The organism is Candidatus Merdisoma sp. HCP28S3_D10 (assembly GCF_052065835.1).
Taxonomy (GTDB): domain Bacteria; phylum Bacillota; class Clostridia; order Lachnospirales; family Lachnospiraceae; genus Laedolimicola.
In genome coordinates, this window is the sequence record NZ_JBQHTG010000004.1 from 162,229 (window position 1) to 186,859 (window position 24,631).

At 53.8% G+C, this 24,631-nt stretch carries 24 protein-coding genes; 1 reads left to right on the forward strand and 23 read right to left on the reverse strand.

Translation table 11 applies throughout. The annotated features are described in order from the left end of the window. Positions 1-32 precede the first annotated feature (32 nt). The 18 genes from ACTNCH_RS11185 to ACTNCH_RS11270 form a co-directional block, all read right to left on the reverse strand. Positions 33-1,397 carry a putative DNA modification/repair radical SAM protein gene (locus ACTNCH_RS11185; protein ID WP_441018086.1) on the reverse strand — a complete coding sequence of 455 codons (1,365 nt, stop codon included), beginning with the start codon at positions 1,395-1,397 and terminating at the stop codon, positions 33-35. A 199-nt stretch (positions 1,398-1,596) separates the two neighbouring features. Beyond that, the gene (locus tag ACTNCH_RS11190) at positions 1,597-2,421 is read right to left on the reverse strand and encodes an Mrp/NBP35 family ATP-binding protein (RefSeq protein WP_441018084.1); all 825 of its coding nucleotides are present in this window, start codon (positions 2,419-2,421) and stop codon (positions 1,597-1,599) included. 75 nt (positions 2,422-2,496) lie between these two features. Continuing rightward, positions 2,497-3,939 (reverse strand): TrkH family potassium uptake protein, encoded by a 1,443-nt coding sequence (locus ACTNCH_RS11195; RefSeq protein WP_441018082.1) that lies wholly within the window; start codon positions 3,937-3,939, stop codon positions 2,497-2,499. 12 nt (positions 3,940-3,951) lie between these two features. Next, positions 3,952-5,310: a Trk system potassium transporter TrkA gene (gene trkA, locus ACTNCH_RS11200; RefSeq protein WP_441018080.1), complete on the reverse strand. Its 1,359-nt coding sequence runs from the start codon at positions 5,308-5,310 to the stop codon at positions 3,952-3,954. A gap of 15 nt (positions 5,311-5,325) precedes the next feature. After that, positions 5,326-5,781 (reverse strand): DUF1653 domain-containing protein, encoded by a 456-nt coding sequence (locus ACTNCH_RS11205; protein ID WP_441018078.1) that lies wholly within the window; start codon positions 5,779-5,781, stop codon positions 5,326-5,328. A gap of 120 nt (positions 5,782-5,901) precedes the next feature. After that, entirely contained in the window at positions 5,902-6,354 is a 453-nt protein-coding gene (locus ACTNCH_RS11210) for an Lrp/AsnC family transcriptional regulator (protein WP_441018076.1), read from the reverse strand. Between the two features lie 170 nt (positions 6,355-6,524). Beyond that, the gene (locus tag ACTNCH_RS11215) at positions 6,525-7,469 is read right to left on the reverse strand and encodes a TIGR03943 family putative permease subunit (RefSeq protein WP_441018074.1); all 945 of its coding nucleotides are present in this window, start codon (positions 7,467-7,469) and stop codon (positions 6,525-6,527) included. Positions 7,470-7,482: 13 nt separating this feature from the next. Continuing rightward, positions 7,483-8,532 carry a GTP-binding protein gene (locus ACTNCH_RS11220; protein ID WP_441018072.1) on the reverse strand — a complete coding sequence of 350 codons (1,050 nt, stop codon included), beginning with the start codon at positions 8,530-8,532 and terminating at the stop codon, positions 7,483-7,485. A 77-nt stretch (positions 8,533-8,609) separates the two neighbouring features. Continuing rightward, the gene (rplT, locus tag ACTNCH_RS11225; RefSeq protein WP_158363222.1) at positions 8,610-8,966 is read right to left on the reverse strand and encodes a 50S ribosomal protein L20; all 357 of its coding nucleotides are present in this window, start codon (positions 8,964-8,966) and stop codon (positions 8,610-8,612) included. Between the two features lie 51 nt (positions 8,967-9,017). Next, complete coding sequence (gene rpmI, locus ACTNCH_RS11230) at positions 9,018-9,215, reverse strand: 50S ribosomal protein L35 (RefSeq protein WP_087165851.1); 198 nt, start codon at positions 9,213-9,215, stop codon at positions 9,018-9,020. A gap of 80 nt (positions 9,216-9,295) precedes the next feature. Beyond that, positions 9,296-9,793, reverse strand: coding sequence for a translation initiation factor IF-3 (infC, locus tag ACTNCH_RS11235; protein WP_441018069.1), 498 nt, complete (start codon positions 9,791-9,793; stop codon positions 9,296-9,298). Between the two features lie 210 nt (positions 9,794-10,003). Further along, complete coding sequence (locus tag ACTNCH_RS11240; protein ID WP_441018067.1) at positions 10,004-13,738, reverse strand: Ig-like domain-containing protein; 3,735 nt, start codon at positions 13,736-13,738, stop codon at positions 10,004-10,006. After that, positions 13,735-13,983, reverse strand: a complete 249-nt coding sequence (locus tag ACTNCH_RS11245) for a hypothetical protein (protein ID WP_441018065.1) — start codon at positions 13,981-13,983, stop codon at positions 13,735-13,737. The genes ACTNCH_RS11240 and ACTNCH_RS11245 overlap by 4 nt, the downstream gene beginning before the upstream one ends. Positions 13,984-13,985: 2 nt before the next feature. Beyond that, positions 13,986-15,662 (reverse strand): serine/threonine-protein kinase, encoded by a 1,677-nt coding sequence (locus ACTNCH_RS11250; RefSeq protein WP_441018063.1) that lies wholly within the window; start codon positions 15,660-15,662, stop codon positions 13,986-13,988. Beyond that, positions 15,656-16,456, reverse strand: coding sequence for a PP2C family protein-serine/threonine phosphatase (locus tag ACTNCH_RS11255; protein WP_441018061.1), 801 nt, complete (start codon positions 16,454-16,456; stop codon positions 15,656-15,658). Before ACTNCH_RS11255 ends, ACTNCH_RS11250 begins: the two co-directional genes overlap by 7 nt. 250 nt (positions 16,457-16,706) lie before the next feature. Next, positions 16,707-17,933 (reverse strand): ABC transporter permease, encoded by a 1,227-nt coding sequence (locus tag ACTNCH_RS11260; RefSeq protein ID WP_441018059.1) that lies wholly within the window; start codon positions 17,931-17,933, stop codon positions 16,707-16,709. 3 nt (positions 17,934-17,936) lie between these two features. Then, positions 17,937-19,508, reverse strand: a complete 1,572-nt coding sequence (locus ACTNCH_RS11265; protein ID WP_441018057.1) for an efflux RND transporter periplasmic adaptor subunit — start codon at positions 19,506-19,508, stop codon at positions 17,937-17,939. A 26-nt stretch (positions 19,509-19,534) separates the two neighbouring features. Then, positions 19,535-20,233 (reverse strand): ABC transporter ATP-binding protein, encoded by a 699-nt coding sequence (locus tag ACTNCH_RS11270; RefSeq protein WP_441018055.1) that lies wholly within the window; start codon positions 20,231-20,233, stop codon positions 19,535-19,537. A 159-nt stretch (positions 20,234-20,392) separates the two neighbouring features. On the opposite strand from ACTNCH_RS11270, the gene ACTNCH_RS11275 reads away from it, so the two are divergent. Beyond that, a complete protein-coding gene (locus ACTNCH_RS11275; protein ID WP_441018053.1) occupies positions 20,393-21,073 on the forward strand; it encodes a gamma-glutamyl-gamma-aminobutyrate hydrolase family protein in 681 nt (226 codons plus the stop codon). On the opposite strand, the gene ACTNCH_RS11280 is transcribed toward ACTNCH_RS11275, so the two are convergent. The 5 genes from ACTNCH_RS11280 to ACTNCH_RS11300 form a co-directional block, all read right to left on the reverse strand. Continuing rightward, positions 21,052-22,164 carry a dipeptidase gene (locus ACTNCH_RS11280; RefSeq protein WP_441018051.1) on the reverse strand — a complete coding sequence of 371 codons (1,113 nt, stop codon included), beginning with the start codon at positions 22,162-22,164 and terminating at the stop codon, positions 21,052-21,054. The genes ACTNCH_RS11275 and ACTNCH_RS11280 overlap by 22 nt on opposite strands. Positions 22,165-22,171: 7 nt before the next feature. Next, positions 22,172-22,699: a hypothetical protein gene (locus ACTNCH_RS11285; protein WP_441018049.1), complete on the reverse strand. Its 528-nt coding sequence runs from the start codon at positions 22,697-22,699 to the stop codon at positions 22,172-22,174. Next, positions 22,683-23,465, reverse strand: a complete 783-nt coding sequence (locus ACTNCH_RS11290) for a DUF1700 domain-containing protein (RefSeq protein WP_441018047.1) — start codon at positions 23,463-23,465, stop codon at positions 22,683-22,685. Before ACTNCH_RS11290 ends, ACTNCH_RS11285 begins: the two co-directional genes overlap by 17 nt. Then, positions 23,458-23,781 carry a PadR family transcriptional regulator gene (locus ACTNCH_RS11295; protein ID WP_441018045.1) on the reverse strand — a complete coding sequence of 108 codons (324 nt, stop codon included), beginning with the start codon at positions 23,779-23,781 and terminating at the stop codon, positions 23,458-23,460. The genes ACTNCH_RS11290 and ACTNCH_RS11295 overlap by 8 nt, the downstream gene beginning before the upstream one ends. Before the next feature lie 154 nt (positions 23,782-23,935). Then, positions 23,936-24,535, reverse strand: coding sequence for a hypothetical protein (locus ACTNCH_RS11300; RefSeq protein WP_441018043.1), 600 nt, complete (start codon positions 24,533-24,535; stop codon positions 23,936-23,938). Positions 24,536-24,631 lie beyond the last annotated feature (96 nt).

The following is a 24,631-nucleotide window of genomic DNA, read 5'->3' on the forward strand; positions in this document are numbered from 1 at the left end:
CAAATCCTGCTACATCCCATAAGCTTTGCGCCTTACGCCTGCAATCGGACCGTATCCTGCTGCGGTACCTGATAATCATCAAACAGCGACAGCTGCCGGTAGGTCACGTCCCCGCTGATCCCATAGGGCATCCGTTCCTTCACATCCAGCAGATTCCGCGTGATAAAATCCTCCTCTATCCGGATCGGGTACAGGGTTTTTCCCCGGCAGGTAATAAAATACAGCGCCCGCTTCAGTACCACGCCCATCCGCTTCAAATCCGGAAAATCCACCATACCAAGTCTTCTGGCCTTCACAATTCTCTGGGCGGACTTCACGCCGATGCCCGGTACCCGAAGCAGTGTCTGATAAGACGCCCGGTTCACCTCCACCGGAAAAAGCTCCAGATGACGCAGCGCCCAGTCGCACTTGGGATCTAAAAGCACATTAAAATTCGGCCGTTCCTCAGACAGAAGCTCTCCGGCCTCAAAGCCGTAATACCTTAGCAGCCAGTCCGCCTGATACAGCCGGTGTTCCCGCAGAAGCGGCGGCCCGCCGGGCAGGGCCGGAAGAAGACTGTCGTCATTTACCCGGACAAAGGCGGAATAAAAGACCCTTTTTAATTCAAATCTCCGGTACAGGGACTCCGCCACTGACATAATCTGAAAATCATTCTCCGGCGTCGCCCCGATGATCATCTGGGTAGACTGTCCGGCCGGAACAAACTGCGGCCCGTGGCTGCGCCGCGCTGCCACCGCCCTGCTTTGCCCGGTCGTCTGCAGCTGTCCCCCATGCTCCAGCCGTCCATTCTGAATCTGCCGCATGGGAGTCAGAATCTTCTCCCGGGTCTTGGCCGGGGCCAGCGTCCGAAGCCCCTCCGCTGTGGGAAGCTCCAGGTTCACACTCATCCGATCTGCCAGGAACCCCGTCCTTTCTATCAGGATCGGATCCGCCCCCGGAATCGCCTTCACATGAATATATCCGCCGAAGTGATACTCCCGGCGCAGCTTCCACAGGGTTTCATACAAAAGCTCCATGGTATAATCCGGACTCTTTACGATTCCCGAGCTTAAGAAAAGTCCCTCGATATAATTTCTCCGATAGAATTCCATGGTCAGCTCGCAGACCTCGGTCGGCGTAAACGTAGCCCGCGGCACGTCATTGGAACACCGGTTGAGACAATACCTGCAGTTAAAAATACACTCATTGGTAAATAAAATCTTCAGAAGCGAAATACACCGTCCATCTGCCGCAAAGCTGTGACAGATCCCCGCCTCCATGCAATTACCGATTCCCTGCCCGGAATTCCCTCTGGACACCCCGCTGGAGGTACAGGCCACATCATACTTTGCCGCATCCGCCAGAATCTGCAGCTTCTCCATCACAGGCAAATCCGCCCGCCCCTGCACAAACGTCATGGTAAAAACCTCACTTGCACCTTGTTTTCGAATGTATGTTCGAAACATATGTTTGTTTCACTATACCACATATATAACAGGGTTGCAAGTGTAAGTTTTCCCCAATAAAAAAAGAGACGCTCTCTTTGCGTCTCCAAAACCAGGGCCGGGGCGATGTTGTTATCCAGTGTACAACATCGCCCCGGTCCGGCCGTCCTAATTATTCAAAATCCACATTCAGATACGGGTTACGCACCTTATCAAATGCTCCCGCATCCGCAGCTTCGGCGAATTCCGGCTTCATGGGAACGCGTCCGATGATCTGCAGCTTCTCCTCACCTGCGATTTCCTCCAGATGGCTCTTGCCGAAGGGATAAAGCTTCTTTCCGCAGTCCGGGCACTCCAGCCAGGAATAATTCTCTACCACGCCCTTTACCGGAATCTTCATCTGATCTGCCATACTCAGTGCCTTCTTCACGATCAGCTGTACCAGATCCTGCGGAGAGGTCACGACTACAATCTCGCTGACCGGCAGGGACTGGAATACAGTCAGGGGTACATCGCCGGTTCCGGGCGGCATATCCACCAGCAGATAATCCAGATCGCCCCAGATGACGTCGGTCCAGAACTGCTTTACAATATTGGCAATGATGGGGCCTCTCCAGATAACCGGAGTGTCCTCGGTGGGCAGCAAAAGATTCATGGACATGAGCTTAATTCCATTTTCTGTCATTCGCGGCTCAATTCCCATATTGCTTGCTTCCGCAGCGCCATGAACGCCGTACATTCTCGGAATGGACGGTCCTGTAATATCCGCGTCCAGGATACCCACCTGATACCCTTTCGCCGCCAGCTCGTTGGCCAGAGAAGCGGTCACCATGGATTTTCCCACGCCGCCCTTGCCGCTGACTACGCCGATAACCCGGCGCACACAGCTGTATTCGTTGCACTCTGCCTGCAGGCTTGCCGGCTTCTGCTCTCTGCTGGGACATCCCTCGCAGCTTGATTTATCGCAGCTTGTATTGCTGCATGATTTTTCAGACATAAAGATACCTTCTTTCCCTTTCAATTCTCATAGATTATAGCATAGTTTTTCCAAACATGCCACTGATACGTACGCTTAAAACTTCTTCCGCCAGGTCACCGGCGCGAGCAGCATCATAATCGGCAGGATTTCCAGACGGCCAATCAGCATATCAAAGCTCAACACAATCTTGGAAAAGGCGGAAAAGGCGGAGAAGTTCTCCACGGGACCCACCTTTGCCAGACCCGGTCCCACGTTATTCAGGGTAGTCAATACAGCCGTAAAGTTCGTGGTAAAATCAAAGTTATCCACCGAAATCAGCAGTACAGACACACATAAGATCACAAAATAGCAGATAGTATACACATAGACCCCATGGGTCTCCTCATCCGTCAGGCGCTTGCCATCCAGTTTCACCACATTGACTGACTTGGGATGCAGAATCTGCTTGGTTTCCCTGGTGATGGTCCGGCCCAGAATCATGATACGGGACACCTTCATGCCGCCGCCCGTGCTTCCGGCGCAGGCTCCCACCACCATCAGAAGCAGCAGAATGGTCTTGGAAAACTCCGGCCACAAATCAAAATTTGCCGTCACAAAGCCGGTGGTCGTAATAACCGATACCACTTGGAAGGCCGCGTAACGGAAAGCGTGCAGCACGCCGCCGTACAGATTCATAATATTAATCGTGATCAGTGCAATCGCTGCCGCCACAATTCCCAGATAGGTCCTCAGCTCCTCGTTCCGGAAAAAGCCCTTGATATTTTTCATCAGCAGCAGGAAATACAGGTTGAAGTTGATGCCGAACAGCAGCATAAAGACCGTAATCACGCCGTCGATATAGGCGCTGTCAAAGGCCGCGATGCTGGCATTCCGGTTGGAAAAGCCTCCGGTACCCGCGGTACTGAAGGTATGGATAACCGCCTCGTAAAGGTTCATGCCTCCCGCCAGCAGAAAAATCACCTCTGCCAGGGAAAGTCCCAGATACATAGTATACAGAATCCTGGCGGTGGTACGCGCCTTCGGCACCAGCTTATCACAGGTGGGACCCGGCATCTCCGCCCGCATCAGGAACATAGAATTCCGTTTGCTTAAGGGAATTACCGTCATAACAAAGACCAGCACGCCCATACCGCCTACCCAGTGGGTCAGGCAGCGCCAGAAATTCATGCCCTTTGGAAGGCTCTCTATCTCCTTCAGAATCGTAGATCCGGTAGTCGTAAAGCCGGATACCACTTCAAAAACCGCATCCTCAAACCGGGGAATGGTTCCCGAAAAAACGAAGGGAAGCGCTCCGAACACAGACCACAGAATCCAGGCCAGCGCCACAATCAGAAACCCTTCTTTTGCGTAAATGGAGGAATGCTTCGGCTTTCCGGATCCCAGAAGAGACACCAGAACCAGAAATCCCGCGGTTATCAGGAAGCTGATACCTTCCGTTTCCCCATATAAAAATGACACAACGGCCGGGAAAAGCAGCAGAAAACCTTCTGTCAGAAGCATTTTCCCCACAATGTATCTTATCATTCCGTAATTCATAGCTTTCCCCCACTAGCGCATGATGTCCTGCAAATCCTCGAGACCCTGTCCCATGGAAATGACAATGACACTATCGCCTACCTCCAGCGTATCATTTCCGCCTGGTATGATGGTACGGCGGTTCCGTACAATGCAGGCTACCAGATGGTTGCTCTTCAGCTTCAGATCCTTCAGCGGAATACCGGTGTACCTGGTTTTCTCCCGGATCCGGAACTCCAGCGCCTCGATCTTGCCGCCAATCAGCTTATACACCGTCTCCACATTGGCGCTTCCCATGGAATTCCGCATGGCGCGCACATAGCTGGTAATCGCGTTGGCCGTAACGTTCTTCGCAGAAACCACGCTCTCCATGCCCAGCTGATCCACCATGCTCTGCAGACCCTCGTCGTTGACCTTGGTTACGACCTTGGGTACACGACGGCTTTTCGCGTACATAGACATGATGATATTTTCCTCATCCATACCGGTCAGGGTTACAAAGGCGTCTGCCTTGGAGATTCCTTCCTCCTCCAGAAGCTCATGATCGGTGGCATTGCCATGGATAATCGTCGCTTGGGGAAGCAGATCGCACAGCTCCATGCAGCGCTTTTCGTCCACCTCTATAATCTTGACCTGCATACCCAGCTCCAGAAGCTGGCTGCCCAGATAATAGGCCACCCGGCCGCCGCCACAGATCATGACATTTTTAGCCTTGCCGATGATACCCTTGGTAAGCTTCAGGAACTTCTCAATCTCCGAATGGGAAGCTGTGATGTTGATCTTGTCGCCGGACTTGGGCACAAAATTACCATCGGGAATATAGACCTCCCCATCCCGCTGCACCGCGCAGACCAGCATTTTGATCTGATGCTTTTTATATAACTCACTTAAAGAAAGACCCTCAATGGAGCTGTGAGACGGATAGGTCACCTCCACCAGCTCGACCCGGCCCTTTACGAAGGTCTCGAGCTTCGCCGCAGACGGGAAGATCAGAACCCGTGATATCTCCCCCGCCAGGGCACGCTCCGGATTTACCGCCATACTCAGCTTCAGATCCTCCTTCAGCAAATCGATCTGATTATGATAAATCGGATTCCGCACACGGGCGATGGTCTGTTTGGCTCCCAGCTTTCTCGCCAGCAGACAGCAGAACAGATTCATCTCGTCTGTGGAAGCGCAGGCAATCACCAGATCGGCCCCGGGCACATCTGCCTTACGCTGGATGTCCGCGCTTGCTCCGTCTCCCACCACGCAGGAAACGTCCATCTCATTGATCGCGTCCTTTATCTTTCTCTCGTTTTTTTCAATCAGTGTCACATTGTATTTTTCACCGGACAGCTGCATAGCGAGCTTATGGCCCACTTTTCCGTCCCCGATGATTACAATATCCATTCCTTCCTCTCCCTCTTAGCGAAACCGATCTGTCTCAAAATGCTCCATGGTTTTCAGACAGTTCAGAATCTCCCTGTATTTCTCCTTTACAGATCCATGACCCAGTGTAATGTCCAGAGAAACCGCGATACTCTCCAGCAGCTGCTCGTCCGCATAGGCCTCCCACGCCTGAAACAGCTCCAGCTTGTCCCGATAGCTCTCTGCCTCCAGGAACCGGAGCAGCAGCGGATTCATCTGCTGTGGTTCTTCGATTTTCTCAAAGCGCCAGGTCTGCTCTGCGTCCGGATACTTCTCCCTGTCCACTTCGCTTGCAAACTCTTCGTAGGGGCGCACCCAGAATTCTTCCTCTCCGTAAAGCGCCTGGTATACCACCACCTTTTCTTCCGTATTCGCGTCCCGCGCAATGGCTGTCACCTGATACTGGCCGCCTTTAAAATGGCGATAGTACTCGCCTGCTTTGATTTCTCTCACGGCAAATTCCTCTTTCCTTTTTCTGAATATAAATGTCCGTTCTATGAGCATATTCCAACTTTCCCAAAGTGTCAAGTCTTTCCTCTAAAGTGAAAAAGAACTAAAAAATCCCGCCCGGGATTAAAGTTCCCCGGGCAGGACAGATACGTCGTTTTTGATGGTCGATAGTACATATAGAGTTTTGGTCCAGGACACACCGGGCATTTCCTTGATATCCTGATGAATCACCTCCAGGCTTCTGGATGAATCTGTCACAACCTTCAGCAGATAATCCACGTCCCCCGCGATATAATAGCACTCGGACACATTTCCATGCCGGGCAGCTGCCTCCGCGAATTCTTTTCCGTATTTGGGATGCTCCAGACGTACGGATATAAAGACCGTCAGGTCGTTGCCCAGCTGCTTCTCGTCCAGCAGCACCGTATACTTCTGAATCACGCCCTTTGCTTCCATCTTCCGGATCCGCTCGATGACCGCCGATACGGACAGATTGATGGTCTGGCTGATGGTTGACGCCGTCTGACGGGAATTTTCCCTGAGACACTTCAAGATACTCAAATCAATGTTGTCCATAATAATTCCTCCTCGCCCAGCTGTAAGACTGTGTCCCGGCATGTTCCCCTGCCGAAAAACAGAAAAGGCAGTCTGCTTACGCAAACTGCCTTTGTTTACTGTTGGACTTATCTTACCAGAAAAAATATTTCCTGTAAAGTATTATTTTACACTAAATTTTAGTTTTTATTTTAGAAGTAAACCATTTCCTCTTCGGGAGGCTCTGCGGATTTCAGGGCTTTGGTATAAAGAACCGGCCCTTCCTCTCCGGAATATTCGTCACGCTTCTCCACGTAAACCTTGGCGGTCACGGTCAGCCACTGACCGTTTTTCAGCTTATCCACATTGTGGCTTCTGCACAGGAAGCCCAGGAATACCGTGTCGTCCGCGCAGCAGGTCATTGCCTTTCTGCCCGGCACAAAATATCCCGGTGTCATGCGGCGCGGTTTCATAACCCTGCCCTTAAAACGGATAGTTTTGCCATCGTAGTGCTCCGGATGATCCATAGCGTCCACATACCAGATTCCGTAGTCGATATCACTGATATCGATGATCTCTGCATTGAGATCAAAGGGAAGCTCGTCCTCAAACTCGAAAATCTCGCCGCCCTCCTGCTCGAATTCCACCTGGGCGCGGGGATTTACCGCGCGGATATTGCGCTTGTAGGAGGCTGCCTTCGTTCCCTCTACACATCTGTCAAAAATTACCAAATCCGAATCCTGCACCATATCCATGAACAGGGATTTCATGTTCTGCATATACAGATCAAAGGTTCCTGCGTCTACCAGGGTAATACCCTGGGCGTAGAACCAGCCCCGGGGAAGATCCATTTCCCGGAACAGCTGCATGCCCCACATGCCGTTCCACTCAATCATAACCTGACTGGGCTTATACTTCTTCTGGCAATCCTCCAGAAATTCCCTGGTAAACTCGGCCTTGCCCTCGATGGAAACCAGGGTGACGTCGTAGGACTCCAGAATATGCAGATCATATTCCTCCTCGCCCTCTTCGCAGGCAATGAGAAGGGTTTTTCCGCCGTCTGAAAAATACGGATCCGACAGAGTTTCCTGTATAAATGTGGTTTTTCCGCTCTCCAGAAAACCATTTACCATATAAACCGGTATCTTGTTAGCCATATATTCTTCCTCTTTATACTCCGAAAAGCTCTTTCAGACCATCCTCGTCAAGCAGAGAGCCAATGACGCAGAGACGTCCCGTGTAATCCGGATTGCCCTGGCGGATCTCATACTCCTCCGGCACAAAATCAAACTCCATCCAGCTTCCGTCTGTGCTCTGAATGATACCCTTTGCCCGCAGAATCAGGCCGTACAGGCCGGACTTGCTTAAGGTTTCCAGAATCTTCTCCAGCTCTTCTTTTTCAAAACGCTTCGGAGTTTCTACACCCCAGCTGGTAAATACCTCGTCTGCATGATGGTGTCCCTCGTGATCGTGATGATGGTGATGATCGTGGTCATGGCAGCCACAGGTGCAGCCCTCGCCGTGGTCATGATCGTGATCATGATGATGCTCATGGTCGTGGTGATCGTGCTCATGGTCATGCTCATGGTCATGTTCCTCATGATGCAGGTCGCCCATATCCAGCTCTGCATGCTTCATAGCGTCCAGAATCTGTCTGCCGTTTAACTGATCCCAGGGAGTGGTAATCATGGTTGCCTTCGCATTGTGCTCCCGCAGCATGGCTACAGCCTCTTGAAGCTTCTCCTCGGTCATGCTCTGGGTGCGGCTCAGCACGATGGTACCTGCATGTTCTACCTGGTTATTGAAGAACTCGCCGAAATTTTTCATGTACATCTTGCATTTCTTACCGTCTACGACTACCAGGGAGCTGTCGATATGCACGTCCATGTGACCTGCCACATTCTGGACTGCTTTCATAACGTCAGACAGCTTGCCTACGCCTGACGGCTCAATCAGAATCCGATCCGGCGCGTAGGTATCGATGACCTCCTTCAGAGCGGTTCCGAAATCTCCCACCAGAGAGCAGCAGATACAACCGGAATTCATCTCATTGACCTGTACGCCCGCCTCCTTCAGGAAGCCGCCGTCGATTCCGATCTCGCCGAACTCATTCTCAATCAGTACGATCTTTTCGCCCTTGAATACCTCTTCCAGAAGCTTCTTAATCAGTGTTGTCTTTCCTGCTCCCAGGAAGCCGGAAATAATGGTAATCTCTGTCATTTTATTTTCCTCCAGAAAATCAACAAAGAGCGCCATGCGCAGCCTGCGGCTGCATCATGCGCTCTGTTTGTTCGGTCTTATGCCAGCTTGCTCTTAGCAACTTCTGCCAGAGTAGCGAATCCAGCCGGATCATTTACTGCCATGTCAGCCAGTACCTTACGGTTCAGCTCAACCTCAGCCTGCTTCAGTCCATACATGAACTTGCTGTAGGAAAGTCCGTTCAGACGTGCTGCAGCGTTGATACGTGCGATCCAAAGCTGACGGAACTGACGCTTTCTCTCTTTTCTTCCTGCGTAGGAGCTGGTCAGTGCTCTCATCACGGACTGCTTTGCTACACGGTACTGCTTGCTTCTTGCTCCTCTGTATCCCTTAGCGAGCTTTAATACTCTGTTATGTCTTTTCTTAGCGCCTAAACCGCCTTTAATTCTTGCCATTTCTTCTTTCCTCCTTGAAACTTCTCACTTCCGCCTGTTCTGTACTGAAACTTACAGATACGGCAGAATCTTCTTCATGCTCTTTACGTTGGTTGCATCCGTAATGGTAGCTTTTCTGAGATTTCTCTTTCTCTTCTGAGATTTCTTGGTTAAGATATGGCTCTTATAAGCTTTCATTCTCTTGAGTTTGCCTGTACCTGTTACTTTGAAACGCTTTGCAGCTGCTCTGCTTGTCTTAATTTTTGGCATTTTATATACTCCTCCTATCCTAGTATCCTTTTCCAAATTTCTATCAAATCATTGCCGCTTCCGCGGTTGATTTCCATATTTTACTGACGCTTCTCTGCCAGAAACATCATCATCTGACGGCCTTCCATCTTCGGAGCCTTTTCTACTACAGCAACGTCCGCCATCTTCTCCGCAAATATATCAAGAATCTGCTTTGTCTTCTGTACGTGGGCCATCTCTCTTCCGCGGAAACGTAAGGTTACCTTTACTTTATCACCCTTCTGGATGAACTTCTTGGCAGCGCCCACCTTGGTGTTCAGGTCGTTCTCCTCAATATTCGGTGACAGACGAACTTCCTTAATCTCGATGGTTCTCTGCTTTTTCTTGGCTTCCTTTTCTTTTCTCGCCTGCTCGTACTTGTACTTGCCGTAATCAATGATCTTGCATACAGGCGGCTTCGCCGTCGGTGCAATCTTCACCAGGTCCAGTTCTGCTTCCCGGGCAATCTTCATCGCATCTCTTGCAGACATGATGCCAAGCTGCTCTCCGTCAGCGCCAATCAGGCGAATCTCCTTATCCCGGATCTGTTCGTTAATCATTAAATCGCTAATTGTAGTGCCCTCCTTCTAAGAAAGAAAAAAACTAAAAAAAGTGGATAGTCAGACTATCCACTTAAATATCTAATCACAAGGCTGTTCTTAAACCTGCTTCTTCGATAATCATAAACCCGAGTCGCCGTCTGCGCTAAGGTGAGAGTGGATACTCTGCTTTCTGTCACCATGATATCTTAACACAACTATTCTTCTGTGTCAATCCTTATTTTCACTTTTCCGCTTTGTGTTTTTCCGGCTCTTCTGTCGGCACAGAAAAACCGTTGTTATGATACTCCCTACGGCCAGAATTGTCAAGCCCGGGAGGAGTTCTTCCCTCTGCTTCCGGTTTTGCCAAAGCAGAACCCGGCGGCTGGGCGTCAGTAAAAACCGAATGGTTTTCCCTTCTGCCCGGTTGCCTGCCAGGTCAACCGCTTCCACGGAAAGCTCCTGCCAGTCGTCGGAGGCCGTCAGGGAAAGCTGTAAGCGCCCCTCTGTCCTTCGAAGCTCGTCGCCCTCCAGAATCCGCAGTTCTCCGTTCTGCCGTACACGGACTTCACGAAGTCCCAGATTGTCCTCCACGTCCAGTAAAACCGTCCTCTCGGCTTCCCGGTAGCGTCCGTTCTCCTCGATTCCGGAAATCAGAATCACCGGAGCCGTCCGATCCACAGCGAATTCCAGCCGCTTCCCTTTACTGCGGTTGTCCGAGGCATTGCAGGCCCGATCCTCCGAATACAGGGTCAGCGCATAAACTCCGTCCTCCCTGAAATTATCTTTTCCGATCCGCCAGGTATATTGCTGCCAGCCCTCCTCTCCGCTTTTCGTGACCTGATAATCCGTTCCTTCCATAAGGATCTCGGACTCGCCGTTCCGGCTGCAGATCAGCTCCCGGAAGGTCAGCGTATCCACGTTGGTTTCGATAATCACAGGCTCCGGCGCTTCCCGGGTATAATAGCTTCCCCCTTCGCCCGCCAGTTCTTCCGTCGCCTCGTCCAGCGTATAGACAGAACCATAACGGTTTACCGAAAATAAAACCGTTTCCTCGCTCCGGTTGCCTGCCAGATCCGTCACAGCTGCCTGCAGGGTATACAGATCGTCCCACTCCGGATCCCCGGGAATATCCTCCAGCTGGTATTCCATTCCGTCCCCACTCCGGCTCAGACTGCCGGACAGCTTTACTGTTCCATTTTTCCGGCCCTTAAGGGAGATAGTTTCCCCGGCCGGATCGTAATGGGCGTCTGCGCTCCGGATCTCCGGGCGCACCTCCCCATTGTTGGCGGAATGGTTACGGACGCCGCTGATCTCAAGCTCCGGCGGCGTCTGATCCACCACAAAGCGCTCGGATTCCCAGCGGCTTAATTCATTCCCGGCCAGATCCCTTCCCGTCACGGCGAACTGATAGGCACCGTCCTCCGTAAAATGCACATACGCCGTATGTACCGCTCCCTGGCTGCTCCAGCCGGAAATCTGTGGCTTTCTGCCCGCTGCTTCCTCCGTCTCCAACCGGATATCAAACTCCTCCGGATCAAAATGCTCTTCCCGAAGCTCCAGCCTGGCTGTCCGCTTTTCCTTATAATAAAACTCATTCCGGGCTTCCCTGTTATCCCAGGTAACCGTAAGCTCCGGCGCGGTGCAATCGATCACAAAGCGATCTGTCCGATCATAATCTGCCTGATTTCCGGCCAGATCCTGAAACTCCACTCCAAACGCATAGACTCCGTCCTTGTCGAATACAAGGCGGCAGGTATGGAGCGCCGCTTCTCCGCTTCCGCTGTGGGTCCAGCCGCTTACAACAGGCGCTGCTCCCTCCGGCCCGGTTATCCGGAATTTTACATCCCGCTCATCGAAATTCCGCTCCCGGATCGTTACAACCGCAGTACGGGGCTGCCGGTAATAGTTCCCGTGAACCGGCTGATTTTCTTCATACGCCACGGTAACCACCGGCTTTGTCACATCGATCGACAGGTTTACTTCCGCCCGGCTTTTATGTCCTGCCTGATCGGTAAATTCCGACTCTACACGCACCCCATTATGATTATAATCCGCGGCAGCCAGCGAAAGCGTCTCTGCTGCTCTGTATACAAGCGTTTCCCCATAAGCCTCTGCGTCCGAAGCTTCCGGGTTATAGGTCTGTCTGCTCCGTACCCTTCCGTCCGCCCGGATAGTCCAGTCCCGCAGGCCGGAAAATGAATCCGCTGCCTGCAGTTCCAGCTCCACATCGGTATTGTAATACGTCTGCCCGTCCACCACCCGGCTGGGCGCTGTGCGGATCATCAGCTGATTTTCCGCCGCCTTCTGATGCATGGCCTCGCTCTCTATCCCGCAGTTCAGAAGCTTCTCCGAACGTCTTCCCGTCCAGTCCCAGACTTCTGCCTTCAGGGTTCCTTTAAAGTCCGCTCCCATTTCTTCCGCGGGAAAAACCCAGGTAAGACTTCCGGTGGCCGACGGCTCCAGCGTCTGTTCCCGGATCGAGCTTTTCCTCTCCTCATCTGTCACCGTACAGCGAAGCCTCCGGATTCCCGCCGTCCTGTCCCTGCCGCTGACCGTCAGTTCCACCGGAGAAGCGGAAAACAGCCAGCCGCCGGGGGCACAGGGCACAAAAACCCCAGGCACTGCCTGAAACTCCGGCAGCTCCGGTGCCGTCCCATCTACCGTCAGGCAAAGCGCATAGGAACCAATCTCTTTTCCCGATTCCGCCCAGACAGCCGGGTTCCCGGCCAGATCGGTAAAGCCAAAAGGAATCCGGTAATTGGCCTCTGTGGAGACAGGAAGCCGAAACGTCCTGCTGCCCGTCAGGATTTCCCCGGGATTCCATTCTTTCAGGACGCCCGAAAGAGAGGTTTCCGTCACAGCCTTACCCTCGCTGTCCTCTGCCCGCAGACGGGAAAGCGCTGCCTGCAGCTCTCCCAGCCTGAGGTTTTCATCGAAGACCTCCAGCGAAAGCGTCACAGCCTCTGCGAAATAACTCCGTCCCTGATACTCGGCCTCCGGTTCCCGGTTCCGGGAAAGGCTTACCCTCGGCCCTGTCCGGTCGATGACAAGCCCCGGGCTCTCGTAGATCCCCGCCTCCAGACAGGCCCGCGTTTCCTCGTCTTCTGCTTCCGCCCGGTTGCCTGCCGCGTCCCGAAAGACGCTCTGAAAGCGCCAGGCCTGCTCTGTGGAAAGGGTCATGCTTCCCCGAAAGGTATCTTCCCCTGTCTGCTCCCAACGAAGCGCTTCCGCCTCTCCGTTGACACGGGTCTTAAGACCCTCGAGCCCCGTCAGAAGCCCGTCCTTCCAAAGGGGTCTGGCATACTTTTCTTCGATGGTAAGAATCACCTGGATATCATCTTTATAATAAGCGGTACAATCCTTCGTCGGAGCCGCGCCCTTTTCCAGATCTGCCCCCGCTCCGTCCAGGATCCGTACCGGCTTCGTACGTTCCACCCGGATCCGGGGTGCCCTGTGATCCAGAATGAACGGCTGGCTCTCCCAGCTTTCTCCATAAGAAATCCGTAACTGGTAGACGCCGTCCCGGTCAGTCTCCCCGTCAAATTCCAGCACACCGGCATGGAGAACGGATTCTTCCATTTCTTTCCAGTTTATTTCTAAATCCTCTCCGGTTCCTTCCCAGACCTTCCGTCCGCTCTCCCGTTCCACAAACTCCAGCTTCAGCTCCTGCGGGTTCCAGTCCTCCTCCTTTTTGATACAGAAGGTAAGCTGCACGTCCGCCCCTTCGCAGGCTTCGTAAAGCATGGCTTCCCCTGCGGCTGTCGGAAAAACGCCTGCCTCCCTGCCCCGGATCTGCAGCTCTTTCAGCTTCGGCTTTTCCTCCGTTCCCGGATGCTCTTCCCCTTCCTCCGTCTCCTCCACTGCGTCTGTCTCTTCCTCTGCCCGCGCGGCGTCTCCCGCTGCCAGCCACAGTACGCTGCAGACTGTCAGAAGAAGATATAGAAGCTTTCTTCTTTTCTTCACACTCTTCCTCCTATCCGTTCCCGGCTAAAGACGATAAGCTTCTCCCGCTCTATCTGAAATTCCGGTTCCGCCTCCTCTTCTCTGCCCGTTTTTTCTCTTCTGCTCCGAATCAGGCATGCCACCGCCGGTCCTATCTGCCAGCGCACATACAGGGCTGCCGTTCCGACCAGGGAAAAAAGCGTTCCCACCAGAAACGCCAAAAATAGCCGGTGAAAAAATAAAATCTTTGTAGTCACCTCTCCCATATTCACTCTCTCCTTCCATAGATGGACTCCAGCAGCCGGTACGCCTGCCGGAGCTGCTCCTTAAGCTTATCCTTCTCCGCTGAAAGCATGTCCCGCTCTGCCTGCGACAGTCCTTTAAAATCCTCCTCAAGACGCACACGCAGTTCCTCCAGGGTCTCCTCCAGATCTTTTCTTAAAACGCCTGCCTTCCGAAATTCCACGCCCCGGGCCAAAATCTGCCCCACCAGCTCCCGGTACATCACCAGGGCGGTTCTGGCATTATCCTCCGCCACCAGATCGCCCCGGGTCAGCTCTCTTAGATCGGCCCAGTACTGCCCGTAGGAAATCAGCTCGTCTCCGGCTGCGTTGGCCTGGCCAATCCGGGCATAATACTCTGCTATGGCGTACAGCCGCCCAGCCCTGCTTTTCTGCCGATCCCCAAGCCGGTCCCCCAGGGCCGCGGCCTCCAGCCAGGGCTTCGCGTTCTTCTTCCCTGCGCTGCCCCCGTACTCATAAAAGTAGGCAAGGCCCAGCCGGTAGGCAAATTCCCCGTAGCCTGCCTTATTTTCCCGGAACTTCTGCTCCCTGGTTTTCCCGCCTTTTCCAAACTGCAGGCAAAGCAGGCGGAGCCTTTCACTCTCCTGCTCCGTCAGAATTCCGTCGTCCAGAAAGCCTTCCTCCAAAAGTCCCAGCCAGGCCTCTGCCCGGACGGGATTGAGACCGATGGCCTTCTCATAGGCTCCAAGCTCCACCTCCTTTTCCGCCGCGTTCCGCGCTGCCAAAAGACAGGCCTCATAGCTGTCTCCCCTGAGCCTTCTCTCCGCCCCGGCACTCACCCCGGCGCAGATCCCCAGAAAAAGCGTCCCTGCGGCCGCCGCCGCGAACCGCCGCAGCTTTCTCTTCTGTGCCTCCCGGTAGGCCTCGTCCAGCTCCCAATAATGATCCAGGGCGTCCTTAAGCTCTTCCGCGCTCTGATACCGCCTTTCCTTATCTGCCTGTACACAGCGCTCCACAATGGCCTCCAGGCCACCGGGCACCTCCGGCCGTACGGCCCGCACCGGCTGCAGGCGATGGGGACCCTCCCCGGTCAGAAGCTGGAACAGCATCACGCCCATGCAATAGATATCGGTCCGGGCGTCGCTCTGTTCCTCTTCCTCATACTGCTCCGGCGCCGCGTAACCGCAGGTTCCGAGAGCCACCGTATCGTTCTGCTGATCCGGCCTGAATTCCCGGGCGGCCCCCAGATCAATCAGGACAATGGTTCCGTCCGGCCGCAGCATTACATTGGCGGGCTTCATATCCCGGTAGATAACAGGTGGATCCTGTCCATGCAGATAAGACAGCACCTCGCAGAGCTGCCCCGCCCAGTCCAGCACCTGTGCCACCGGCCGGGCTCCCTCTTCCCGTATCAGGGCCTCCAGGGTCTGTCCCTCCACGTAATCCATCACAATCAGCAGGCGACCCTCTTCCTCCAGCACATCTACGATACTGGGCAGATGGGGATTCTTCAGGCGCTTCATCAGGGCAATCTCCTTTTTATCCGCCTCCAGATCCCGGAACTCCTCCCGCGCAAGCTCCTTGACTGCCCAGGGCTTATTGGCCTTTTCGTTGATGGCCAGATAGACTACGCTCGTGCCGCCTTTTCCTATGATATTCAGGATCTTATAGGTTCCGCCTATGAGCGTTCCCGGCCTCAGCATCTCTTTCCCCTTTTCTTTCCACGCTCCGGAAGCGGGCGGATCAGCAAGGCCGAGATATTGTCCGTCTCCCCTTTTTTCCGGCTCTCTGCCGCCTGTCTTGCGGCTGCTCTCTGAAGCTGCTTTTCCCGGGTCAGCTTCCCGGGCGGAAATGCCTCTGTCAGCTGTCCCTTTTCCTTACCATGCCAGAAACCATCGCTGCACAGCAGATAGACCGCGTCCTGGTGTAAAGACCCCCGCCGGTATTCCGGCTTCACCTCCGGACCTGCCCCGATACAGCGGGTCAGAATACTGCGTCTCCTATCCCGTTCCCCTTCCTCCCGGGTCAGAATTCCCTGTTCCACCGCCTCCGCCGCCAGGGAATGATCCCGGGTCAGCTGCTCTGTCCGATCCGTAATCTCATACAGGCGGCTGTCTCCCGCATGGACGCTGTACCAGGAGTCTCCCGCAAAAAGCGCTGCCGTCAGCGTCGTCCCCAGCTTAAGTCCCTGTTCCTTTCCGTAACGATAAAGCCTCTCATTTTCCAGCTGTACCAGCTGCTCCCAGGATCCCAGCAGCTCCCCTTCCGGATCCCGGGAGGACATAAGCGCCGGAAGCTCCCTCCGGAACCACGCCGCCAGACCGCCCAGCACCTCGCTGCTGGCCAGTTCTCCTTTATTCAGGCCGCCCATGCCATCGCAGACCGCCGCCAGGACATACCGCTCCCGTCCCCGGACGGCCTGCTGCAGCAAAAGTCCGTCCTGATTGACTTTTCGGGTCTTACCCTTGTCTGTATACGCCGCCAGACAAAACCGCAAGCTTCTTCCACTCCATTTCCGACTGTCAAATATACTCTTCCTGTGTGATTATCTGTAAAATTCTGTAATTCTCTTCTTTGGTAAAATCGGCGAATTGCCGCTGATACTCCGACGACTGCCGGAGGAATCCAAGTACGTTTATAATACCTCAAAACAGGACAGAATTCAAGCAAAAAGCTCAAATTCTGCCCTTTGAAATTTCGACCTTTTTCGACTCTTTGTCGAAATCTGTCCCCCGATTCCGCCGGGACTAATTCCGCCGCAAAGCCTCGATAGGACTCATTTTTGCCGCCTTTTTCGCCGGATAAAGGCCGAAGAAAATACCCACCCCAGAGGAAAATACCGTGGCAAGCACGATGGTTACCGGGCTCACCGCAGGCCGGAAGCCCAGCATGGGAAGGGCGCAGAGCCCATAGGCTCCCAGAAGCCCCAGCAGAATCCCGATCACGCCGCCCATGCAGGTGATAATCGCCGACTCTGCCAGGAACTGCAGCATGATAGAGCCGGTCCTTGCTCCCAAAGCTTTCCGGATACCGATTTCCCGGGTCCGCTCCGTAACCGATACCAGCATGATATTCATAACGCCAATCCCGCCTACCAGCAGGGCAATGGCCGCTACCAGGGCAATGAAAGCGGTAATCATATCCAGCACTCCGGTAATCTGGGCTATCTGGCTGTCCGCGTCCTGGAGCATAAAAGCATTTTCTCCCTGCACCTGATGGCGGCTTTCCAGAAGGCTTAAGGCCTCCTGCCCCACCTGGGAGGAATACTGGCTTCCCTCGGAAATCACATTCAGGCCATAGAACGAATCCAGCTCATAGCCAAAGGCGTAATTGGCTGTGTAGGGCATATAAAAATTCACATACAGTTCCGTTCCCATCATGGCTCCCATCATTCCGCTTTCCTGCTCTGACTTCATCACGCCGCAGATGGTAATTTCCTGGGTTACATTGTAGACGGTAGCCTCCACCGTCATACCCACCACATCGTCGGTTCCAAACATTTTGACGGCGTCATTCTGGCTGACCACCGCCACCAGATTCATAGCCTCCACGTCCGAATCTGTGAAATAATGGCCGTACACCATCTGGGGATTGTGGGTGTACTCCAGATCCGCCGTTCCGGTGGTCGCGTACATTTCAAAGCTTCCCTTGGGAGTCAGAATGCTGCCGTACATGCTGTCCCCGGGCGTCACCCCTTTGACGTGGGAGACTTTATCCTTCACCGCCTGCAGATCCTCCGGCGTAATATACTGGGCTTCTCCGCTTCCGTCTACATTTACCTCTATGTAAATCTGCCCTCCGGCCAGGGCGTTCAGCGTATCGCTCATCTCCGCCTTGGCGCCTCCGCCCACCGACATAATCATAATGACGGAGGAGATACCGATGATGATTCCCAGCATGGTCAGAAAGGAGCGTCCCTTGTTGGCCCGGATATTGTCGAGGGCCATTTTTATATATTCTGAAAGCTGTGCCATGCCCTACTCCTCCACTGCCGTCACACGGGCTCCCTCGGTAATCTCCGTGGTAAAGCCGCCGGAAATGACTTTATCGCCTGCCGCCAGGCCGGATTTGATTTCTACTGTGTCATCGGAAGCCAGTCCTTTTTCAATCTCTTTCTTTTCTACAACGCCATTTTCATTGACTACATAGCAGAAATCCCCGTCCTGCCCGGAGTTGACGCACTCCGCCGGAACCACCAGAACGTCCTTTACCGCCCGCCCCTGTACGGATACCTTGGCCTCCAGCCCCAGATAAATGTTTTCGTCCGGGTTGTCTATCTTCACCTGGGCGGTTACCACCGGGGTTCCTTTATCGTTTTTCTCGGCAATCCGGCTGAGTCTGGCTACCGTACCCTCGTAGGTGTGGCCTGCCAGCGTCACCGTGGCCTTCTGCCCTTCTTCCATTTTCTCCAGATCGTATTTGGTGATACTCATTTCCACCACCACATCCTCGCTGCTGGCAATGGTGAACAGCGCTCCACCCTTGGCTGCCGGACCGCCTGCCACGGCTGAAACTCCCGTTACCACGCCGGAAAAATCTGCCTTCACGCCGTCCCTGCCCTGCTGAATGTCCTCTTTGGTCATCTGGGCTTCCAGTGTACTTAAGCTATTCTGGGCCGCCAGCTGGCTTTTGGCCGCGCCGGAAAGCTTTGCCGCGTCCGCAGAATCCTTGATACCTTCCTCCTTGGATTTGCTGGTTTCCAGCTTACTCTTATTTTCCTGGGCGTCCTTTAAACGGCCCTGATAGCTGTCCAGCTTTTCCACGATGGCCTGATAATTCTTCTGCTCCTCCTGAATGCTTTTCTCGATTCCCGGAAGATTAGTCTGGGCCAGTTGCGCCGCCGGTGTGGCTTCTGATACGGCATTCTGCGCTACGGTTACCGCGTCCTGAAGCTTCTTATACTCTTCGCTGTCATGTGCCAGGCTGGAACTGTCCAGCGCGAATTTTGCGTCCTTCAGGGTCTGGTTTGCTGCATCTAACTCCGCAATTGCCGCCTTCGCCGCGTCCTGCTGACTCTTCAGATCGGCCAGCTTATTGGTGGAATCTCCCTGATAGCCGGTATATTCGCTGACACGCTTATTCAGGTGATCCACATTGTCATCTTCCTCGTCAAGCTGGCGGTTGATGATATCCAGGGCCTGGGAGGAACGGCTGTATTCGGAAGCATTCTTGCTATCCTTCTGGAGGGAATCCTGATAGCCGTAAGCAGCCGCGCTTCCGGTGAGCTCTGCCTGCTTATAGAGCTGTTCCAGCTCGGCGCTGTCATAGGTCAGCAGCGTCTGACCGGCCTCTACCGTATCCCCCACCTGCAGATCACATTCCGCAACTGTCGCCGATACCGGGGAAAAATAAGTTTTCACCTCCTGAGAGGCTACTGCGCCGCTTCCGTCCACAGACTGGGTCACGCTTCCTACGCTCACCTCTGTCACCGTTACCACCGGGGAGCCGGATCCGCCGCAGGCCTTTGGCAGAATCGCTGCCGCCGCCACAATCACAGCCACGCCTCCAAGGATCACCCGTTTCCGCCGTTTTTTCTTCTTCTCTTCCATGTTCCATGCCTCATTCTTTCTATGTATTAAACTGTAACGCCTTCGTTGCTGTAGTCTTCTACAATATGGCCGTCCATAATCCGGATCACCCGCTTTGCCTGGGCCGCGATACCATTGTCATGGGTAATCAGGATTACCGTCCGCCCGCCCCTGTAAAGCTCCTTCAGGATCTGCAGAATCTCCCTGCTGGAGGCCGAATCCAGATTTCCCGTGGGCTCGTCGGCCAGAATCACCGGCGGCCTCGCCGCTATGGCCCGGGCAATGGCCACACGCTGCTGCTGGCCTCCCGACATTTCATTGGGCTTGTGATCCATCCGGTGTCCCAGTCCCACGATTTCCAGCGCGTCTACTGCCAGGCTCTCCCGTTCCCGCCTGGGCACGCCCCGGTAAATCAGCGGCAGCTCCACATTTTCCCGGGCTGTCAGGTTGCTGATCAGGTTGAAGCCCTGGAAGATGAATCCGATTTCTTTATTGCGGATATCCGACTGCTCATCGTCCGTCAGGGTAGATACGTCTCTGCCGTTTAAGAGATAGGTGCCCGAGGTGGGCGTATCCAGGCAGCCCAGCATATTCATCAGAGTGGACTTGCCGGATCCGGACTGGCCGATGATTGCTACAAATTCTCCCGTTTCTATGGAAAGACTCACATGATCCAGCGCCCGGACCTCATTTTCTCCGGGATTGTAGATCTTGCAGATGTCCTTCACTTCCACCAGTGCGCTCATGTTGTTCTCCTTTTCTCTGTATTAAACATCTAATACAATAACACATATATTCAGAACTTCAATGACATTCATAAATTCTTAAAAAATCTTTAAACAGGACTTCTTTTTCTCTGTTTTGTAACATACATTATGAGAAATTCTTCTGGTACAGGGATCCATATGAAGCCTTCTCCTGAAAAAATTTTAATTGCCGGGTTCCGGGATAAGACCCGGAATTACTGCGCAGCCTTTTCCCTGCTGGGCGCCCTGCCAACGCCCCTCTGCGATACGGACCGGGATCTGTCTCTCCTGCTGGCAGCGCATAACCTTCCCTCCCCGGAGGTCTTCGCCGGGCTGGTACTGCCCGGCGGCGGGGATATCAGCCCCTTTTTCTATCACCGGGAAAACAAAGGATCCGTAAATATCGATTCGCTTCTGGACTCCGTACAGTTTTCCCTCCTGCAGGCCTTCCTGACCGCCGGAAAGCCCGTCCTGGGGATCTGTAAAGGCCTCCAGCTGATCAATGTGGCCTTCGGCGGCACGCTGATTCAGAACCTATCCGAAGACTCCCGGGCGATTCATGCCTGGAACGGTCAGGATCGAATCCACACAACAAAAGCTGCGCCGGGGACTTTTCCGGCGCAGCTTTATGGAACTTCCTTTCCGGTCAACAGCGCCCACCACCAGGCGGTGGAGACTGTGGGCGAAGGACTCCGGGTGGCCCAGTACGGACCCGATTTTGTCGTTGAAGCCCTGTACCACGAAAGACTGCCGGTCATCGGGGTACAGTGGCATCCGGAACGGCTTCGCCGGGAGGAGGGTGGAAAACTGCTGGCATTTTACTTAAGAATGCTCCGGTAATACCGCAGAAAATTGCCTCCCGCAATCCCCCGCACCGTTTCCGCAGCCATGCCCCGCTGCAAGAGCAGGGCCGTCAGCTTCCCCATCTCTCCATGGTGGGCCAGTATGTCATAATTCTCGGTCTCAAACCGGAGGCGTGGGGTCGTCTCCTCTAATCCCTTACACAGATCAAAGCCGTAGCCCACATGCTCCGGACCTGCGATACGCACCAGGTGTTCGGCATGTTCACAGAGGCGAAGGAGGGCTTCGTCCGCTTCCTTTGCCGCAGACCTCCCCTTTTCCGGCATTACGCCCGTCAGATAGCCGCAGGCGTTCAGGCCGATGATGCCGCCGCGTCCCGCGATGTCCCGGATTTGGCTATCTGTCAGATTCCGGTAATTCTCATGGACCGCCCAGGCGTCGGAGTGGCTGGCGATAAAGGGCTGCTCTGCCAGATCGCAGACGTCCCGGAAGCCGTCGTTGCTTAAGTGGCTCACATCCAGCCACATGCCAAGCTGTTCCATTCTCCGGATAGCCTCTTTGCCAAGCTCTGTCAGACCACCTGGGATCTCTTTAAACTGACCCGCTGTGCAGCAACCGGTGGCAAAGGCGTTCCGGCGGCTCCAGGTGAGGCCTGCGCCCCGGACGCCCAGATCGTAAAAGGTCCGAAGCAGGGACAGATCATTTCCCAGGGGATCGAGGCCCTCCAGGGACAATAGAACTGAGATACGGCCTGCGACCAGGTTCTCTTCCAGTTCCGCGCGGCTGACAGTCACCCGGATGCGGTCGCCCACCGGCTCTATGTCCTCCTTCAGGGCCGTGATCTGCCCCAGAGCCTTCCGAAGCCCCAGCTCCGGCAAATCCCGGTTTGTAAGATAGATAGAAGAAACCAGGATATTCAGCCCTGCCTCCTGAAAATGCGGCAGATACCGCTGTTCCACCACGTTCTGTTCCCCTGCCTGACGGCGCTCGTACACCTCCGCCGCCAGATCAAAATGAGCGTCTGCCACCGGACATTCCCGGTGGATTTGTCTTGCCTGTGTGAGATATGGTTCCTGTATCATCATAATGCTTCCTTCTGTCTGCTCTTCTGTCTTTCTACTTTTATTCACTCTGTTCTCAGAAAATTCGGATATCCTTCCTGTTGGCCGGATTGATCCGGATCTCCACCTTTTCGATACCGGGCGCTCCCTTTATGGAAATCAGTTCTCCCCGCCTAAGGCCGGCCAGCACCTTATCCTTGGCTTCCATCATGTCCTTCAGCTCATTGTCGCTTCCGTACCAGTCGGCCCAAATCTCCAGGGCGGGACCTTCTTCCCCGTCCTCATATTCTGTCTCTACGTATTCCACCTCCGGATCCACCTGCTCTGCGTTATAGGTGATCCGGAACACTACGGTATTCTCCGGAACGCTGTCATCTAACTCAGGCTCCATTTCCTCGCCCCAGTAGCGGCCGATCCTCCAGACGCCCCTCTCCGGGTCGATTTCCCGGCTAATCTCTCTGGTCGTTTTCTCATAGGCTCCCACCGTCTCTTCACCGCCGTAAGACATACCGGAGAATTCTCCGAAGGATATGCCTGCTCCAATCCCCGCCAGCAGAATCCCGCCGCAGAAAATACCAAGTGTGATTTTATGAAATCTGGTCATCGTCTTCCTCCTTTTCCGGCTCCCCGTCCTCGCTTTCCATCTCTTCCTCTGCTTCTTCCGGCTCTTCTTCCTGCTTTTTTCTCCGGATCAGTCCCCAGCAGAGACAGGTCAGCGCGCCGCCGCTTAAGATCCCGCCCAGTCCCATCAGAGTCAGGCCTACAAGCGGATAACCCTGCAGACAGAGAATCAGCAGCGTTCCGAAGCAGAAAATCACGCCCACGGTTCCCAGTCCCATACCTGCCGCCACACAGATCCAGAAGCAGTTCCAGCACAGCCGGATGCACCAGCGGATCAGATCCACACATACGGCCCAAAGGCCGTAAAGAAGCGAAACGCAGCTGAACTTCTTCTGTCCTTTTACATGTTTCCCCGGCTCTCTGTGAAAGGGCGTCCCTATCCAGCGAAAGAATTCCCGCATCCGTCCGGAAGCCTTCTTTGCCGCATTGCTGATTCCTTTTCCTGCCTTTTTGGCCAGGCTGCCCGCGTTTCGGAGTCCCTTTTCCGCCGACTGAGCCGCGCTCTCCAGATCCACCCGCTTTCTCCGGCTGCAATCGCCGTATTCCGGATTCACATGGTAGGCCTCCAGGATCTCTGCCGCCAGCTCCTTCACCGGGCCGAAATCTCCGATGGCCTCTTCCTCGGACATTCCTTTTTTTATTTTCATATCAATATGCTGAGCGTATTCATTCAGGATATCCTGCTGCTCCTGCTCCGCCAATACCCGCAGGTGCCCTGCAAGTTCTGTCAGAAATGACGCTTTATTCATGTTGTTCTCCCTCCTTCAGGTACCTTCCCACCTGCTGCTGAAATTCCATCCACTCTTTCTCCAGGGAATCCCGGTAAAGAATTCCCGACGCCGTCAGATGATAATATTTTCTTGGGGGGCCTTCTGTGGATTCCCGCAGGTAAGTTTCAAAATAATGCTCGTTGGTCAGCCTCTTCAGAAGCGGATAGATCGTTCCCTCATTGACGTCAATCACCTGGGAAACCTCCTCTACCAGCTCATACCCGTACCGATCCTTCCGGCGTACCGCCTCCAGCACAATTAGCTCCAGTACGCCCTTTTTAAATTGTGGGTTCATCTCATCCCTCCCGGTTCTGTCTGCATCTGATATTAGGTTACACCTACTACTATGTAATGTCAAGTACTATATTTTTAAGAATAGTTTAAGAAAGAAAAAAGAAGCAGGAATGCCTGATTCTTCAGGTCTCTTCCCGCTTCCTTCCGTCTTCCTTTTATAATTGGTTTACAGATTGATTATCTTTCCGGTAAAGCTCCAACAGCTCCTCCACCGTTTTGTCCGGATACTTTGTCACCAGGTCATATAACGGACAAAGGCTTTCCACCTCTTCTTCCAGTTCCTCTGCTATCTGAGGCAGGGATTTCCCCTTGGCATACTTCTTCTGAATCTGCGTAAGCAAAGTCCTTGCGCGGCCCTCTGCAAGACCTTCTGCCAAGCCTAACTCCCGGCCTTCTGCACGGCCTTCTGCTCTCTGATATTCCCGTTCTTCCTGTTCGTCATACTCTGTCAGTATCATCCTGCACAGCCCCGTTCCATGTTTTGTCAGGATATCTGCCAGTATTCCCCTGTCAATGCACCGCTTGATGCTAATTTCCGTTGCCTCTTCCAGGGACCAGCCTTCATCCATCTTCCAGCGAATCTGCGCGATGAACTCCGCATAATCTGATAATCTACGGCATTTCCGCATCATGTCATTATTCCGGCCCGCATTGATATTCAATACGGTCGCTTTACACTCCAGACAAGATTCTCCTTCTTCCCGATCCGGTTTTAAAAAACAGTCAGAAAGCTTCATTTCCACCCGATCCGGCATATTGCTGTTCCGTTATAAAACACCACATACTTGGGGAATGGAACCATCACTGGCTTTTTCTCGTCTGTCAGCTTAATGTTTTGCCTTTTCAAGTAC